This is a genomic window from Burkholderia sp. S-53, from assembly GCF_025560745.1.
GTDB classification, from domain to species: domain Bacteria; phylum Pseudomonadota; class Gammaproteobacteria; order Burkholderiales; family Burkholderiaceae; genus Burkholderia; species Burkholderia pyrrocinia.
Genome location: NZ_CP090484.1, coordinates 2,087,369 through 2,102,247 on the forward strand (window position 1 = coordinate 2,087,369; position 14,879 = coordinate 2,102,247).

Genomic DNA, 14,879 nt, shown 5'->3' on the forward strand with positions numbered 1-14,879 from the left:
CGAAAACGACGGGAGCGGGGAGGGCGGGTGGCGCTGCCTGACCGTGCAGCGCATCGTGGCGGAAATGACTTGCGTGCCTAGCGTTGCCAAGGCGCCGTGCCGGGCTGCTGCACAGTCTTGCCGAGACGTTCGCGCGCGGTGCGTACGATCGCTGCGTCGAGCTCGCCATCATCGGCAAGCGCCTTCAGCGCGGCGAGCACGATGCTCGCGCGGTCGACCTCGAAGAACGCGCGCAGCGCGTCGCGCGTATCGCTGCGCCCGAACCCGTCGGTGCCGAGCGTCACGTAGCGGCGCGGCACGTACGCGCGGATCAGTTCGGGCACCGCGCGCACATAGTCGGTCGCGGCGATCACGGGCCCGCGCGTTGCGGCGAGCGCGGCGGTGACGTAAGGAATTGTGTCGGTATCCTCACCAAGACGTGTGCGGCGCTCGGCCTCCATCCCGTCGCGCTGCAGTTCGGAGAAGCTCGTGACGCTCCACACGGCCGCGTCGATTCCCCAGTCGTCCTTCAGCATCCGTTGCGCGGCGAGTACCTCTCCGAGGATCGCGCCCGCACCGAGCAACTGCACGCGCGCATCCGCATTCGATTCGGCCGGCAGCCGATGGATGCCCTTCAGGATGCCGTCGCGCAGCGCGTGCGGATCGCCGTCCGGCGCGGACGGCTGCGCGTAGTTCTCGTTCGTGACGGTCACGTAATAGAACACGTCGCGCTGCTGCTCGACCATCTCGCGCATGCCGGCATCGACGATCGTCGCGACTTCGTACGCGAACGCCGGATCGTACGCACGGCAGTTCGGAATCGTCGACGCGGCGAGGTGGCTGCTGCCGTCCTGGTGCTGCAGGCCCTCGCCGCCGAGCGTCGTGCGCCCGGACGTCGCGCCGACGAGGAAACCGCGCGAGCGCTGGTCGGCGGCGGCCCAGATCAGGTCGCCGATGCGCTGGAAGCCGAACATCGAGTAGTAGATGTAGAACGGCAGCATCGGCAGGTCGTGCACGCTGTACGCTGTCGCGGCGGCGATCCACGACGAGATCGCGCCCGCTTCCGAAATACCTTCCTCGAGGATCTGGCCGCGCGTGTCCTCGCGGTAATAGAGCATCGAGCCGAGATCTTCCGGCTCGTAGCGCTGGCCGAGCGGCGAGTAGATGCCGACCTGCCGGAACAGGCTGGCCATGCCGAACGTGCGCGCTTCGTCGGCCACGATCGGCACGACGCGCGAGCCGAGGTCGCGATCCTTGATCAATGCGGCGAGCATGCGCACGAGCGCCATCGTCGTCGACATCTCGCGGCCGGCCGCGTCCAGCGCGAACGCTCCCCAGGCCGGCATCGAAGGGACGGTCAGCCCCTTCGATGCCGCTATCCGCCTTCTGGGCAGATAGCCTCCCAGGGCAGCCCGGTGGGCATGCAGGTAACGCATTTCCGGGCTGTCTTCCGCTGGCTTGTAAAACTTCAGTTGCTCGACGTCGCTGTCCGACAGCGGCAACCGGAAGCGGTCGCGGAACGCCTTCAGATCGTCGACGTCGAGCTTCTTCTGCTGATGGGTCGTCATCCGGCCCTGGCCGGCCGTGCCCATCCCGTAACCTTTCATCGTCTTCGCGAGGATCACCGTCGGCTGGCCGCGGTGCGCGAGCGCACGCGCATACGCGGCATGCAGCTTGCGCGCGTCGTGGCCGCCGCGGCGCAGGCGGTCGATCTCCGCGTCGGTGAGCTGCGCGGCGAGCGCTTCGAGGGCGGGATCCTGGCTGAAGAAGCGCGCGCGGTTGTATGCGCCGTCGTTCGCGGAGAAAGTCTGGAACTGCCCGTCGACCGTATTGGCGAACGCGCGAGCGAGTGCGCCGGCGTGGTCGCGCGCGAACAGCGGATCCCAGTCGGAGCCCCACAGCACCTTGATCGTGTTCCAGCCGGCGCCCGCGAACTGCGCTTCGAGTTCGTCGATCACGCGGCCGTTGCCGCGCACCGGGCCGTCGAGCCGCTGCAGGTTGCAGTTGATCACGAACACGAGGTTGTCGAGCCCCTCGCGCGCGGCGAGCGACAGCGCACCGAGCGATTCGGGTTCGTCCATCTCGCCGTCGCCGAAGAAGCCCCACACGGTGCGGCCCGCGGTGTTCGCGAGGCCGCGATGCTGCAGGTAGCGCATGAAGCGCGCCTGGTAGATCGCGTTGATCGGGCCGATCCCCATCGAGCCGGTCGGGAATTGCCAGAAATCGGGCATCAGCCACGGGTGCGGATACGAGCACAGGCCCGGGCCGGCGATTTCGCGGCGGTAATGCTTCAGGTGATCCTCGGTGAGGAAGCCTTCGAGATATGCGCGCGCATAGACGCCCGGCGACGAATGCGGCTGGAAGTACACGAGGTCGCCGCCGGCATCGCCGTTCGCCGGCGACGCCGCACGGAAGAAGTGGTTGAAGCCGGTTTCGAACAGGTCGGACGCCGACGCATAACTCGCGATGTGGCCGCCGAGTTCGCCGTACGCGCGGTTCGCGCGCACGACCATCGCGAGCGCGTTCCAGCGCAACGCGGCCGACAGCCGTTCCTCCAGGTCGAGGTCGCCCGGATACGGCGGCTGCTCGGCGAGCGGAATCGTGTTCAGGTAACGCGTGACGGGCGTGCGCGGCGACGCGAGGCCGGTCGCGCGCGCATGCTCGGCAAGCCGGTCGAACAGGTATTGCGCGCGGTCGCGGCCGACGTGCGCGACCACCGCGTCGAGCGCGTCGAGCCATTCGGCGGTTTCTTCCGGGTCCGCATCGACGCGCGCGAGGGCCGCGCGCTGCGCGTGTTCGATACCGTTCGACAGATCCGTCATGCCAGTCTCCCCGCGCGCCGGCGGCACGCATCAACGGGACTCATGCTACGCGCCGATCGGCAGAATATGCGTCTGATTTCATTGGGAATTTGCTGCCGGATAGTGTAAATATTCCGGAATCGTCGCGAGAAAAGGAATAGTCAGACCATGAGCACTTCCCCGAAACGGCTCGACCGCATCGACATCGGCATCCTGAACCAGCTTCAGCAGAACGCGCGGATCACGAACGCGGAACTGGCGCGCGCGGTGAACCTGTCGACGACGCCGTGCTTCAACCGCGTGCGCGCGCTCGAAAAGCTCGGGCTGTTCAGGCAGCAGGTCACGCTGCTCGATCCCGAGCCGCTCGGCCTGCGGATCAACGTGTTCATCCAGGTCAGCCTCGAGAAGCAGGTCGAGGACGCGCTGCAGCGCTTCGAGGAGGCGATCTCGCAGCGGCCCGAGGTGATGGAGTGCTACCTGATGTCGGGCGACGCCGACTATCTGCTGCGCGTCGTGATGCCCGACATGCGTACGCTCGAACGCTTCATCATCGAGCGGCTGACGACGATTCCCGGCGTGTCGAACATCCGCTCGAGCTTCGCGCTGAAACAGGTGCGCTACAAGACCGCGCTGCCGCTGCCGGCGGCGGGGCTCACGCTCGTCGATCCGGACGAGTCGGCGTCCGACTGGAGCTGAGCGCACGGTCGCGGGCGAAACAATCCGCTTTCCGACGGAACGGCGACAACAGGCGCGAACCAACCTGCGCTGATGGGATGCCGTGCGCAATGCGGCGTGTAGCGCGCGCGGCTTGCCGTACATTCCCGATCGGTCAATCCAGCGCCGCTTCGCGCGCGGCGGCCGCCCATTCGCGTACAGCCTCGACGAACAGCCGCAACGCGGCCGGCGGATGCCGGTTCGCCGGATAGTAGAGGCACAGGCCGTCGAAAGTCTGGCCCCACTCGGGCAGCACGCGCACCAGTCGACCGGACGCCAGATGGTCGGCGGCGCGCGCTTCCGCGACCCACGCGATCCCGATACCGGTCAGTGCCGCGTCGACCATCAGGGTCTGGTTGCCGAGCGTCAACGGCCCGTCGACGTCGACGCTCGCGCGCTTGCCGTCGCGCATCAGGTCCCAGCGATAGAGCGCGCCGCTTTCGAAGCGGAAGCGGATGCACGCGTGACGCAAGAGGTCCTGCGGGCTTTCCGGCGGCGCGTGCCGCGTCAGGTAGCTGGGCGAGGCCACCGCGACGAAGCGCATCGGGCCGCCGAAGCGCACGGCGATCATGTCGCGCGGCACGTCTTCGTGAACGCGGACGCCGGCGTCGAAACCGTGCTCGACGATGTCGATCAGCCGCGAATCGACGACGAATTCGACGTGGATGTCCGGGTAGCGGGCGACGAAGGCCGGCAGCACATGCCGGATCAACGGACGCGCCCCGGCCTCCGACGCGCTGATCCGGATCTGGCCGGACGGCCGGTTGCGGGCGGTCGCGGCGTCGTTCAGCGCGTCCTCGAGATCGGCCACCGCGGGCCGCACGCGCAGCAGCAACTGTTCGCCGGCCTCCGTCAGCGCGACCGAGCGCGTCGTGCGGTTGAACAGCCGCACGCCGAGCCGCGCTTCGAGGTGGCGGATCGTATGGCTCAGCGCCGACGGCGACACGCCGAGAATCCGGGCCGCGCCGCTGAAGCTGTGCTGTTCCGCGATCGTGATGAAGGTCGTCAGTTCGCCGATGTCGGTGCGTCGCATTGATGAGATTTCCTCAATCACGCATGAAATGGTACGCCGATTGTTGAGAAGTATCCATCAACCTACACTGGTTTCCTCGGCATTCGGTCGATCGTCTTCACCTTTCTGCAGGAGAAATTCATGCAAACGCGCGTGCTTGGAAAGAGCGGCCTCGAAGTCTCGGCAATCGGGCTCGGCTGCATGGGATTGAGTTTCGGCCTCGGCCCCGCCGTCGACAAGGCGAGTGGCGTCGCGCTGATTCGCGCGGCGTTCGAACGCGGCGTCACGTTCTTCGATACCGCGGAAGCGTATGGCCCGTTCGTCAACGAGGAACTGTTGGGCGAGGCGGTGGCGCCGTTTCGCGATCAGGTCGTGATTGCCACCAAGTTCGGTTTCGAGAACGCCGAGCCGATGAAGGGCGTCGACAGCCGGCCGTCGCATATCCGCGAAGTGGCCGACGCGGCGCTGAAACGGCTCAAGATCGATCGCATCGATCTGTTCTACCAGCATCGCGTCGATCCGGACGTGCCGATCGAGGACGTGGCGGGCACGGTCAAGGACCTGATCCGCGAGGGCAAGGTCGCGCATTTCGGGCTGTCGGAAGCCGGTGAGCAGACGATTCGCCGCGCGCACGCGGTGCAGCCGGTCGCCGCGCTGCAGAGCGAGTATTCGCTGTGGTGGCGCGAGCCGGAACAACGGATCCTGCCGACGCTGGAGGAGCTCGGCATCGGCTTCGTGCCGTTCAGCCCGCTCGGGAAGGGCTTCCTGACCGGCGCGATCGATGCGGGCACGACGTTCGCCGCGAACGATTTCCGCAATATCGTGCCGCGCTTCTCGGAAGAAAACCGCAACGCGAACGCGGGCCTCGTCGATCTGCTGGGCCGGATCGCGACCGACAAGGGCGCGACGCGCGCGCAGATCGCGCTCGCGTGGCTGCTCGCGCGCAAGCCGTGGATCGTGCCGATTCCGGGCACGACGAAACTGCATCGGCTCGACGAGAACCTGGGCGCGGCCGCCGTCGTGCTGACGGCCGACGATCTCGCCGCGATCGAGGCGGCGCTGCAGCAGATCAGGATCGTCGGCGAGCGCTATCCGGCGGCCTTCCAGCAGCGCGTCGATCGCTGATCCGGCACGGGGCGGGCATGGGGCGCGCAGCACAGGTGCGCGCCGCCGCGTACTAGGGACAATCTTCACGTCGCCTTAAGTTTGCGTTTCCTAGAATCGATTTGATCGTCGCTCTTCCTGCGGCGGACCGATTCGTCCAGGAGGATGCACGTGAAAAGGCCCCGTGTCGCCGTAGCCCTGTTCCACGAAGTCATCGGCACGTCGAAGCCGACGGCGCAACCGCTCAAGGCCGGCCAATGATCTGGCCGAACGCGTGGCGTGTCTCGGCACTGTTCGTGCGCGAGTGGGTCGGCCGCCCGGCCGCGGTGGGCGCGTTGTGTCCGAGTTCGCGGCATCTGGCGCGCGAGATGGCCGACGCGGTGCCGGACGGCGACGGGCTGGTCGTCGAACTCGGCGGCGGCACCGGCGCGATCACCGCGGCGTTGCTCGAACGCGGCGTCGCGCCGCGGCGCCTCGTCGTGGTCGAGCGTTCGCCGGCGTTCGTGCAGCACCTGCGGCGACGCTTTCCGGATGTGTCGATCGTGTGGGGCGATGCGCGGCAGCTCGAACGGCTGCTGCCGCCCGCCGCGCGGATCGATGCGATCGTGTCGTGCCTGCCGTTGCGCACGCTGCCGCGCGAGGACGTGACGGCCATCGTCGATCAATGCCGTCGCGTGCTGTCGGCCGACGGCGTGATGATTCAATTCACGTACGACTTGCGCTCGCCCCGCCGTCATCCGTTGGGCGATTCGGCATTTGTTGCCAGCGGCAGCCGTATCGTCTGGGCAAATATTCCGCCTGCGCGCATCGTGACCGTGCACAGCGCCGCTAACGAACCCGCCGATTGACGCGGCCGCGCGCTGGGCGCCAGGGCACGGCGCCGCGCCGTTTGCTTTCATAAGCCATACCGATCCTTCCAATTTCCATTCATATTGCCGTCACATCGGGTTCCTACCATCGCCTTTCATTTCGAAAGCAGTAACACCGGGGGGAACCCGCAACATGAATCGAATCAAAATGGCGGCGCTGCTGTGTGCCGGCGCCTTTGCGCTTGCCGGATGCAACAGCGACGACGGGCCGACCAGCTCGACGCCCGCGCCGGTGCAGGCGGCGGCGCGCAACGTGATCTTTTTCCTCGGCGACGGCATGGGGATGACGACGCTGACGGCCGCGCGCATCTATGCGGTCGGTGAAGACGGCGCGCTCACGATCGACACGCTGCCCGAATCCGCGTTCGTGAAGACCTATTCCAACGACGCGCAGGTGACGGACAGCGCGCCGTCGATGTCGGCGTACATGACTGGCGTCAAGACCAACAACGAAGTGATTTCGATGTCGCCCGACACGAAGGCGCTCGAGCCGACCGCCGGCCTCACCGGCAACTGCGGCGCGAACAACGGCAGGTCGGTATCGACGCTGCTCGAGATCGCGAAGGCGAAAGGGATGGCCACCGGTGTCGTGACGACCACGCGCGTCACGCACGCGACGCCTGCCGCGACCTACGCGCACGTGTGCCATCGCGATGCCGAGAACGACATCGCGGCCCAGCTCGTGCCGGGCGGCGCGGGCTACAACGGCGCGCTCGGCGACGGCGTCGACGTCGTGCTCGGCGGCGGCACGCAATTCTTCGTACCGAAGGACGGCGGCGGCAAGCGCACCGACGGCCGCAACCTGGTCAACGAGCTGAAGGCGAAGGGCTACGCGGTCGCGCAGAACCGCGACGATCTGCTCGCTGCGGATGCGACGAAGAGCGGGAAGCTGGTCGGTCTGTTTTCGTCGAGCCACATGAGCTACGACCTCGATCGCGGCGCGACGAAGGAACCGAGCCTGTCCGACATGGCGACGCGCGCGCTCGACGTGCTGCAGAACAACCCGAACGGTTATTTCCTGATGGTCGAAGGCGGCCGGATCGATCACGCGCTGCACGACACCAATGCGAAGCGCGCGCTGCAGGACACGGTCGCATTCGACAACGCGATCAAGGCGACGCTCGACAAGGTGCGCAAGACCGATCCTGATCTGAAGAACACGCTGATCGTCGTCACGGCCGATCACGATCACACGCTGGTGCTGAACGGCTATGCGGCGCGCACCGGCAAGACCGAGTCGGGCAAGCCCGGCGTGCTGGGCGTGCTGCGCAGCTACCAGACCGGCGCGGTCGCGAAGGACGCGGACGGCGCGCCGTACACGATCATCGGCTTCGGCAACGGCGAGAACCGCGTGCAGGGCAGCCGCGCGGGCACCGCGCTCACCGACGCGGTGACGGGCGCGGACGATTATCGCCAGGAGGCGGTCGTGCGGATGGACAAGGGCAGCGAGACGCACGGCGGCACGGATGTGTTCCTCGGTGCGATCGGCCGCGGCGCGGATGCGTTCCACGGCGTGATCGAGAACAACAAGGTCTTCGAGCTGGTGCGCAACGCGGTGCAGCTTTGAGCGCCGACAACACGGGTACAGGGGAATACAGGATGTCGACCATCAAGTGCATCGCGGCGGCGTTGGCCGTCGTGGGTTTCGCATGCGGCCCGGCGCACGCCGCCGGCCAGGCGAAGAACGTGATTTTCTTTCTCGGCGACGGCATGGGGCCGACGACCGTGACGGCGAGCCGGATCTACAAGGTCGGCGAGTCGGGACAACTGACGATGGAGAAGCTGGCACGCACCGCGCGCGTCAAGACCTTCTCGAACGACGCACAGACCACCGACAGCGCGCCGTCGATGGCCGCGTACATGACCGGCGTGAAGATGAACAACGAGGTGCTGTCGATGTCGTCCGACACGCGCGCGGTCGCGCCGGGCAGCGACGTCAACGGCAACAAGACCGTCAACAACTGCGCGCCGGGCAACGGCCAGCCGGTCGCGACGCTGCTGGAACTGGCAAAGGCGCGCGGCAAGGCGGTCGGCGCGGTCACGACGACCGAGCTCACGCACGCGACGCCCGCCGCGACCTATTCGCACATCTGCCATCGCGATGCGCAGTACGACATCGCCGCGCAGGCGGCGCCGGGCGGAGCCGGCTACAACGCGGCGCTCGGCGACGGCGTCGACGTGCTGATGGGCGGCGGCCGCAATCACTGGACGCCGTTCGATCCGGTCGCGAACAAGCGCGGGCGCGCGGACGGGCGCAACCTGCTCGACGAGATGAAGACGAAGGGCTACACGGTCGTGGCCACGAAGGACCAGCTCGCGCAGGCCGGCAACGGCAAGCTGGTCGGCCTGTTCAGTTCGACGAGCCATCTCGAGTACGAGCTGGACCGCGTCGCGGGCAAGGGCGAAGGGCCGTCGCAGCCGAGCCTCGCGGACATGACGTCGAAGGCGATCGACGTGCTGTCGAAGAACTCGAACGGCTATTTCCTGATGGTCGAAGGCGGCCGGATCGATCACGCGCTGCACGGCACCAACGCGAAGCGCGCGCTCGAGGATACGGCGGCATTCGACGACGCGATCCGCGTCGCGCTGTCGAAGGTCGACCTGTCGAACACGCTGATCGTCGTGACGGCCGACCACGACCACACGATGACGATCAACGGCTATTCGAAGCGCGGCAATCCGATTCTCGACATCAGCCGCAACTATCGCGACGGCCAGCCGAGCAAGGATGCCGACGGCAATACCTATACGACGCTGGTGTTCGGCAACGGCGCGAACCGGCCGAACGTGCGCGCATCGGTCGATTCGGCCACCGCGATGAACGAAGCGTATCTGCAGGAAGTCGGCGTGCGGATGGGTAGCGCGGGTTCGGAGACGCACGGCGGCGGCGACGTGATGCTGTTTGCCGACGGCGCGGACGCGAAGGCGTTCAAGGGGACGATCGACAACACGAAGGTGTTCGGTCTCGTGCGCTCGGCGTTCGGTTTCTGATGCCGGCGGCTTCCTTCATGACGAACGGGAATCCTCGATGAAACGCCAGCTTCTCGGTGCGCTCGCTTGCGGGTTGATCGCGCTCCCCGCTTTTGCGGCGGCGGATCTCGACGCCGTGCTGCTGCACGAAAGCCGCACGGTGACGGCCGACGGCGTGACGCGCACGACGATGTATCGCGAACGGATGGTTCGGCGCGACGGGCATGTGTGGGTCGAGCGTGTGCTGCCCGTCGCGGCGGCGGGCGGCGGGCATGACGACGATCACGACCATGACCACGACGCGGGCCGTGTGCGCCGGGACCCGCCGCGCGCCGGTGTGCAGCCGGCCGCCGCCCATGCCGGACACAAGCACTTCAACTTCCAGGCGGCTGCACGGCACGTCACGTACGACGGCAAGACGGTGCGTATCGAGTATGTGGACGCGGCGAACCGGACGATCGTCAGCGTGCCGCCGGCCGAGTACGAAACCACGGGCTTCGACGGCTCGTGGGACAACGCGTACTACGTGACGCCGCCGTCGCAACTGAAGCGGCTCGGCGCGGCGAAGCCCGGCGACGCGCCCGGCACCCGCTGGTACGAGCAGGCGGTCGAGTCGCCCGGTGCGCGCGGCGTGAACCGGATCCTGTGGAGCGAACGGCTGCAGGCGCCGCTGTCGGTCGAATACCGGAGCGCCGACGGCCGCGTCGTGCGCAAGCTGACGCTGACGCAGGCACCGGCCGGGCGGCGCGAGCCGTTGCCGTGGCAGGCGCTTGCCGGCTATGCGCACAAGGAATACGCGGACTATCTGGATTGACCGACGCGCGACCGACGACGCGGTCGCGCGGTCGATCGACATTGGGTAAGCGGGGCTTGCGGTCAGGCCGGCCGGTACCGTCGTGCGATACGGCGGGGCCCTGGCCGGTTTTTTGTGTCCCGCCGCCGCCCGGCAGCGATTGCCGATGAAGCGCTAGAAGCGCGCGCCGTCCGGCACGCGCGCGGCGGGCCGCGACGCGATCCGTTTGACGAAGCGGTCGAGCGGTGTCGCATAGCCGCGAGCGATCAGCGCGCTCAAGCCGGCCGACAGCACCAGATACGCGACGAGCAACGCCAGCTTGCCGTCGCCGTGCGTGGCAGACGGCGGCCAGAACGTGCGCAGCGCGCCGAGCACGATCAGGTGGAACAGATACAGCTCGTAGCTGAGCCGCCCGCTCCAGCGCAGCGGCGCGAGCACGCGGCCGTGTGCGCGTTCGCGTTCCGCATGCGCGCCGATCAGCAGCACGCCGGTGCCGAGCGCCATCGCGGATACCCCGATCACATGGCTTTCCGCGATCGGCCACGCGAGGTACAGCGCCGTCATCGCCGCTGCCGTGAGCCATTGCACGGGCGCGGCCGCGAGCACCTGCCAGCGCGCGCGTTCGGCGAGCAACGCGGTGCAGCAGCCGATCGCGATGCCGTCGAAACACGCGAAGTACGCATAGAGGAATCCGCCTTCGTCGCCCGGATGCGTGAAGCGGTACACAGGGCCGATCGCGGCAATCAGCAGCCAGAACGCGAACAGCCGCGTGTCGCGGCGCAGCGCGATGCACAACAGCGGAAACGACAGGTAGAACACCTCCTCGACCGACAGCGACCACAGCACGCCGAGCGCGTAGTTGACCCATCCGTACGTACCGATCAGCACGTTCATCCAGAACGTGAGCGACGCGAGATTCACGAGCCAGAACGACACGGCGATGCCCTGCGGCGCGTGGTTCGTGAAGATCGGCACGCCGGCCGCCGCGAGGCCGTTGACGAGCGCGAGCAGCAGGAGCAGGCACGGGACGATGCGCGCGACGCGCGACACGTAGAACGCGCGCACGTCGAGCGCGCCGAGGCTGCCCCAGCGGCGGCGCGCATTCGACGTGATCAGGTAGCCCGAGATCGCGAAGAACATCGTCACGCCATAGTTGCCGTTGCGCACGATCGCATGGACCGTGTCCCAGCCGAGTACGCGCGCGAGCGCCGTGTCGCGCAGCGGATACGCGATGTTGAAGTGATGCAGCAGGACGAGCAGGATCGACACGCCGCGCAGCAGGTCGATCCGCGCGTTGCGCGGAATGGTGCTCACCGTGGCTGCTCCGGTTCGGCGAGCGCCGGCAGCGCGTCGAGGAGCGTGTCGCGTGCGCGCAGCCCGGCGTTCGGCGCCTGCCGCTTGTCGTCCTGGATCAGGTACGCGAACGCGAGCTTGCGCGGCCCCTTCGCCGCCCAGCCGACGAACCAGCCGTATGCGTGCGACGCTTCGTACTTGAGCCCCGGCGATCCCGTGCCGGTCTTGCCGTGCACGATCCAGCCGTCCGGCTGCCTGTCGATCAGCGTGATCCGCTCGGTCATGTCATACGCGTGCGCGCTGACCGGCAGCGTCCGGTTCGCGATCCCGCGCATGAAGCCGATTTGTTCGAGCGGCGAGATCCGCAATGACGAATTGACCCAGGCGCCCATCACACCGCTCGATTCGCCCAGTTGACGGGTGACGTCCGCGTTGCCGTAGCCGAATGTGCTCGTGTACTGCTGGAAGCGCGCTTGCCCGAGCGCCTGTGTGATCTGCTGCGAATACCAGAAGACCGACAGCTTCATCCAGCGCGCCGGGTCGGTCGGTTCGCGCCAGGGCGCACCGCCCCAGTCGGGGTAGCCGGCGTGGAAGTCGAGCGTCGGCGTGTGTTCGTCTTTCAGGATGCCCGCATCGAAACCCATCAGACTGATCGCGACTTTAAACGTCGACGCAGGCGTGACGCGGGTCGCACAATCGCCTTGCTGCACGAGTATCTGGCCGGTGGTTGCATCGGCGACCACGATACAGACGGGGCGGGCATGCGCGGATGCAGCGGCCAGGAGGGCGGTGGTGAATGCAACCAGAGTGCGCGGCCAGTGTTTCAAGCGGGACTCCATTGGATCAGGATGCGCCAGGCCGACCGGCCACGGGTTCATGAGGACAGGGCGCAGGCAATGGGACAGGGTGATAGACGGTGATTGCCTGAGCGGATCGTTGAGGCGGCACACAGTGTATCCGCTGCGAGGCGACTGGCCGTGGTTGCCGGAAGCTGTGATCTTGTCGACGCCATGACGTCGCTGCTGCCCGGGGTAAGGCGCACGCCGAAGCGCGCCTGCGGACAGTTGTGGCAACAGAAGGCTGATCGTGCCGTGTCCACCTCCTCCTCAAATCGACGCTCCTACCGGTATCAGTTCGAGTTAAATAGGGGGCAGATAAGTCGTCGGAGATCCGCTCAAGCCTGGTACCGACGCCCAGTCTGGCTGAACTCGGTTGTTGATCTGGGCGTGAGCTAGGGCGCTCCCTCACTCAAGAATTTCAGTAAATAAGTAACTTTCAGCATTTGCTGAAATTATTATTTTCAGTGAAATATGTGCTTCCTATTTCAGGGAGTGTGATATTTTCAAGAAATGCTGAAAGGGCCGCATTCAATGAAAGACGAAACTCTTGCTGGTGATGTGCTACGCGGGTTGCTCGAGAAGATTCCGATCCTTCGGGTCGAAGGCATCGATGCCGAAGCCGTGTCCGGCGATTGGCAGCCGGACTTGATCGCCCGGCTACGCGTGGACGGTCGGCAGCACTTACTCATCTGCGAGTACAAGTCCAACGGGCAACCGCGGTACGCCCGCTCGGCGCTGCTGGAGTTGCGGAATTACATTGCGCACCGAGCCCCCGAGGCGACGCCTGTCTTCATCGCCCCCTATCTCTCTCCCACAGTGAAGCAGATGTGCGAAGAGAAAGGCGTCGGCTATCTCGACTTGCAGGGAAACGCCCGAATCGCTTTCGATGGCGTGTTCATCGAACGCATGGTCGCGGACAAGCCCGTGTCCGAACAACGCGAACTCAGGTCGCTGTTCAAGCCGAAATCTGCGCAAGTGCTGCGCGTAATGCTGCGCGAGCCCGGCCGTGCATGGCGAGTCACGGAGTTGTCGGACATCTCCGGCGTCAGTCTCGGACACGTCAGCAACGTGCGCACCGGCTTGATTGATCGGGAGTGGGCGTGTGTGTCGGACAGTGGCCTCGTCCTCTCGGCGCCCGACGCACTACTGGACGCATGGCGCGACAGCTACACGGCACCGCCTGGTGAGCGGTTGCGGTTCTACACCCCATTGCATGGCAGCGCGTTCGAACATGCTGCCCGAAGCGCACTGCGCGTCGAAGAGGGGCCGGTACGTGCGGCCTTCGCATCATTCTCGGCAGCGCAGTGGCTTTCTCCGTACGGGCGCACCGGCACGCACTACTTCTTCGCCGACAAGGAAGGCCTGAGCAAGCTCCAGACAGCGTTGAAGCTTGCGGTCGCATCGAAGGGAGAGAACGTGGTTGTGACCGTCCCGAAGGACCTGGGTCTGCTCGCCGACGCAGTCGAACCTGCACCGGGCGCGGTCTGCACGAGTCCGATTCAGACCTACCTCGACCTCTCCATTGCCGGTGAACGCGGCGCCGAGGCCGCCGATCATTTACGCCAGGAAAGGCTCTCATGGTCCACATAACACCATCTCAGGAACCACAGTCGGCCGCCGAATACGACGACCGCACGACCGAGGCCGTGAAGTCCGTGCTGATCGAGATCGGCCAGATCCTCGGCAGTTTCAAGGGCAAGTTCGCCATCATCGGCGGCGCGGTTCCCTGGCTGCTGCTGGCCAACGAGGACATGCCCCACGTCGGCACGCTCGACGTGGACGTCGGGCTGGATGCGGAAGCACTCGGCGACGGTGAGTACGCGACCTTGATCGGAGCGCTTCAAGGCCATGGATACGCCCAGCGCGAGGGGCTTCGGCGCTTCCAATTGGTTCGCAAGGTTCCCGCGCGAGATGGCGGGGACGCGATCGATGTCGTCGTCGATTTCTTGATGCCGCGCGACGCGGAAATCGTCAAGAACCATCCACCCTTGATCAGCGACTTCGCCGTGCAACGGGCGGATGGTGCAGACCTGGCGATGCGGTTCTATCAACTCGTGGCGGTGGCTGGGGCGATGCCGGACGGCGGGACGAACCGCGTGGAGATCGCGGTGTGCTCGATTCCTGCGTTGCTAGCGATGAAAGGCCATGCGCTGGCGGGCCGCTACAAGCAGAAGGACGCTTACGACATCTACTACTGCGTGCGGAACTACCCCGGCGAGATCGAGGCGCTTGCACAAGAATGTCTCCCGCTCCTGGGGCATGCAAGCGGCGAACGCGGATTTCGGCACATCGCCGAGAAATTCGATACCTTCGACGGATACGGTCCCACCTGCGTGAGGCGCTTCGTCGAAGACACGCATGCGCTGGGTGATCGCACGCCCGAGCAGTGGCAGCAGGACGCGTTCGGGCAGATCGATGCGCTGCTGCGCGCGATGGCGCTGCGAAACTGAGTCGTGCTCGATGGACTACGCGCAACTTCGCACACTGCTGGAACCTCTCGGCACG

Annotated in this window: 12 protein-coding genes; 8 read left to right on the forward strand and 4 right to left on the reverse strand. The window is 66.4% G+C overall.

The window, feature by feature from the left end; all coding sequences use genetic code 11:
- Window positions 1–77: 77 nt before the first annotated feature.
- Entirely contained in the window at window positions 78–2,801 is a 2,724-nt protein-coding gene (mdeB, locus tag LXM88_RS31515) for an alpha-ketoglutarate dehydrogenase (protein ID WP_262543339.1), read from the reverse strand.
- Window positions 2,802–2,948: 147 nt separating this feature from the next.
- On the opposite strand from mdeB, the gene LXM88_RS31520 reads away from it, so the two are divergent.
- The gene (locus LXM88_RS31520; protein WP_047901851.1) at window positions 2,949–3,476 is read left to right on the forward strand and encodes an Lrp/AsnC family transcriptional regulator; all 528 of its coding nucleotides are present in this window, start codon (window positions 2,949–2,951) and stop codon (window positions 3,474–3,476) included.
- 133 nt (window positions 3,477–3,609) lie between these two features.
- On the opposite strand, the gene LXM88_RS31525 is transcribed toward LXM88_RS31520, so the two are convergent.
- Window positions 3,610–4,527, reverse strand: coding sequence for a LysR family transcriptional regulator (locus tag LXM88_RS31525; RefSeq protein WP_262543342.1), 918 nt, complete (start codon window positions 4,525–4,527; stop codon window positions 3,610–3,612).
- Between the two features lie 120 nt (window positions 4,528–4,647).
- Here LXM88_RS31525 and LXM88_RS31530 point away from each other — a divergent pair, with 120 nt between their 5' ends.
- The 5 genes from LXM88_RS31530 to LXM88_RS31550 all read left to right on the forward strand — a co-directional run bounded on the left by LXM88_RS31530 (window position 4,648) and on the right by LXM88_RS31550 (window position 10,263).
- Window positions 4,648–5,631, forward strand: a complete 984-nt coding sequence (locus tag LXM88_RS31530; protein WP_262543343.1) for an aldo/keto reductase — start codon at window positions 4,648–4,650, stop codon at window positions 5,629–5,631.
- 236 nt (window positions 5,632–5,867) lie between these two features.
- Window positions 5,868–6,458, forward strand: coding sequence for a class I SAM-dependent methyltransferase (locus tag LXM88_RS31535; RefSeq protein ID WP_262543344.1), 591 nt, complete (start codon window positions 5,868–5,870; stop codon window positions 6,456–6,458).
- A gap of 154 nt (window positions 6,459–6,612) precedes the next feature.
- A complete protein-coding gene (locus LXM88_RS31540; RefSeq protein ID WP_262543345.1) occupies window positions 6,613–8,046 on the forward strand; it encodes an alkaline phosphatase in 1,434 nt (477 codons plus the stop codon).
- Between the two features lie 32 nt (window positions 8,047–8,078).
- Window positions 8,079–9,470 (forward strand): alkaline phosphatase, encoded by a 1,392-nt coding sequence (locus tag LXM88_RS31545; protein ID WP_262543346.1) that lies wholly within the window; start codon window positions 8,079–8,081, stop codon window positions 9,468–9,470.
- 37 nt (window positions 9,471–9,507) lie between these two features.
- Complete coding sequence (locus LXM88_RS31550) at window positions 9,508–10,263, forward strand: hypothetical protein (RefSeq protein WP_262543348.1); 756 nt, start codon at window positions 9,508–9,510, stop codon at window positions 10,261–10,263.
- 153 nt (window positions 10,264–10,416) lie between these two features.
- Here LXM88_RS31550 and LXM88_RS31555 read toward each other — a convergent pair whose 3' ends face one another.
- Both LXM88_RS31555 and blaOXA read right to left on the reverse strand, forming a co-directional pair.
- Window positions 10,417–11,556, reverse strand: coding sequence for an acyltransferase family protein (locus tag LXM88_RS31555; protein ID WP_262543349.1), 1,140 nt, complete (start codon window positions 11,554–11,556; stop codon window positions 10,417–10,419).
- The gene (gene blaOXA / locus LXM88_RS31560; protein ID WP_412524148.1) at window positions 11,553–12,374 is read right to left on the reverse strand and encodes an OXA-1043 family class D beta-lactamase; all 822 of its coding nucleotides are present in this window, start codon (window positions 12,372–12,374) and stop codon (window positions 11,553–11,555) included. Before blaOXA ends, LXM88_RS31555 begins: the two co-directional genes overlap by 4 nt.
- A 510-nt stretch (window positions 12,375–12,884) precedes the next feature.
- Between blaOXA and LXM88_RS31565 the strand changes: the two genes are divergently transcribed.
- Together LXM88_RS31565 and LXM88_RS31570 are read left to right on the forward strand one after the other, a co-directional pair.
- Complete coding sequence (locus LXM88_RS31565) at window positions 12,885–13,964, forward strand: type IV toxin-antitoxin system AbiEi family antitoxin (RefSeq protein WP_262543351.1); 1,080 nt, start codon at window positions 12,885–12,887, stop codon at window positions 13,962–13,964.
- The gene (locus LXM88_RS31570) at window positions 13,952–14,824 is read left to right on the forward strand and encodes a nucleotidyl transferase AbiEii/AbiGii toxin family protein (protein ID WP_262543353.1); all 873 of its coding nucleotides are present in this window, start codon (window positions 13,952–13,954) and stop codon (window positions 14,822–14,824) included. Before LXM88_RS31565 ends, LXM88_RS31570 begins: the two co-directional genes overlap by 13 nt.
- Window positions 14,825–14,879: the final 55 nt, after the last annotated feature.

What these genes read in the sequence shown, in the direction of transcription:
- LXM88_RS31550 (WP_262543348.1), top strand. Translation starts at nt 9,508, where the DNA reads ATGAAACGCCAGCTTCTCGGTGCGCTCGCTTGCGGGTTGATCGCGCTC.
- LXM88_RS31545 (WP_262543346.1), top strand. Translation starts at nt 8,079, where the DNA reads ATGTCGACCATCAAGTGCATCGCGGCGGCGTTGGCCGTCGTGGGTTTC.
- blaOXA (WP_412524148.1), bottom strand. Translation starts at nt 12,374, where the DNA reads ATGGAGTCCCGCTTGAAACACTGGCCGCGCACTCTGGTTGCATTCACC.
- LXM88_RS31525 (WP_262543342.1), bottom strand. Translation starts at nt 4,527, where the DNA reads ATGCGACGCACCGACATCGGCGAACTGACGACCTTCATCACGATCGCG.
- LXM88_RS31530 (WP_262543343.1), top strand. Translation starts at nt 4,648, where the DNA reads ATGCAAACGCGCGTGCTTGGAAAGAGCGGCCTCGAAGTCTCGGCAATC.
- LXM88_RS31570 (WP_262543353.1), top strand. Translation starts at nt 13,952, where the DNA reads ATGGTCCACATAACACCATCTCAGGAACCACAGTCGGCCGCCGAATAC.
- mdeB (WP_262543339.1), bottom strand. Translation starts at nt 2,801, where the DNA reads ATGACGGATCTGTCGAACGGTATCGAACACGCGCAGCGCGCGGCCCTC.
- LXM88_RS31540 (WP_262543345.1), top strand. Translation starts at nt 6,613, where the DNA reads ATGAATCGAATCAAAATGGCGGCGCTGCTGTGTGCCGGCGCCTTTGCG.
- LXM88_RS31535 (WP_262543344.1), top strand. Translation starts at nt 5,868, where the DNA reads ATGATCTGGCCGAACGCGTGGCGTGTCTCGGCACTGTTCGTGCGCGAG.
- LXM88_RS31565 (WP_262543351.1), top strand. Translation starts at nt 12,885, where the DNA reads ATGCTGAAAGGGCCGCATTCAATGAAAGACGAAACTCTTGCTGGTGAT.
- LXM88_RS31520 (WP_047901851.1), top strand. Translation starts at nt 2,949, where the DNA reads ATGAGCACTTCCCCGAAACGGCTCGACCGCATCGACATCGGCATCCTG.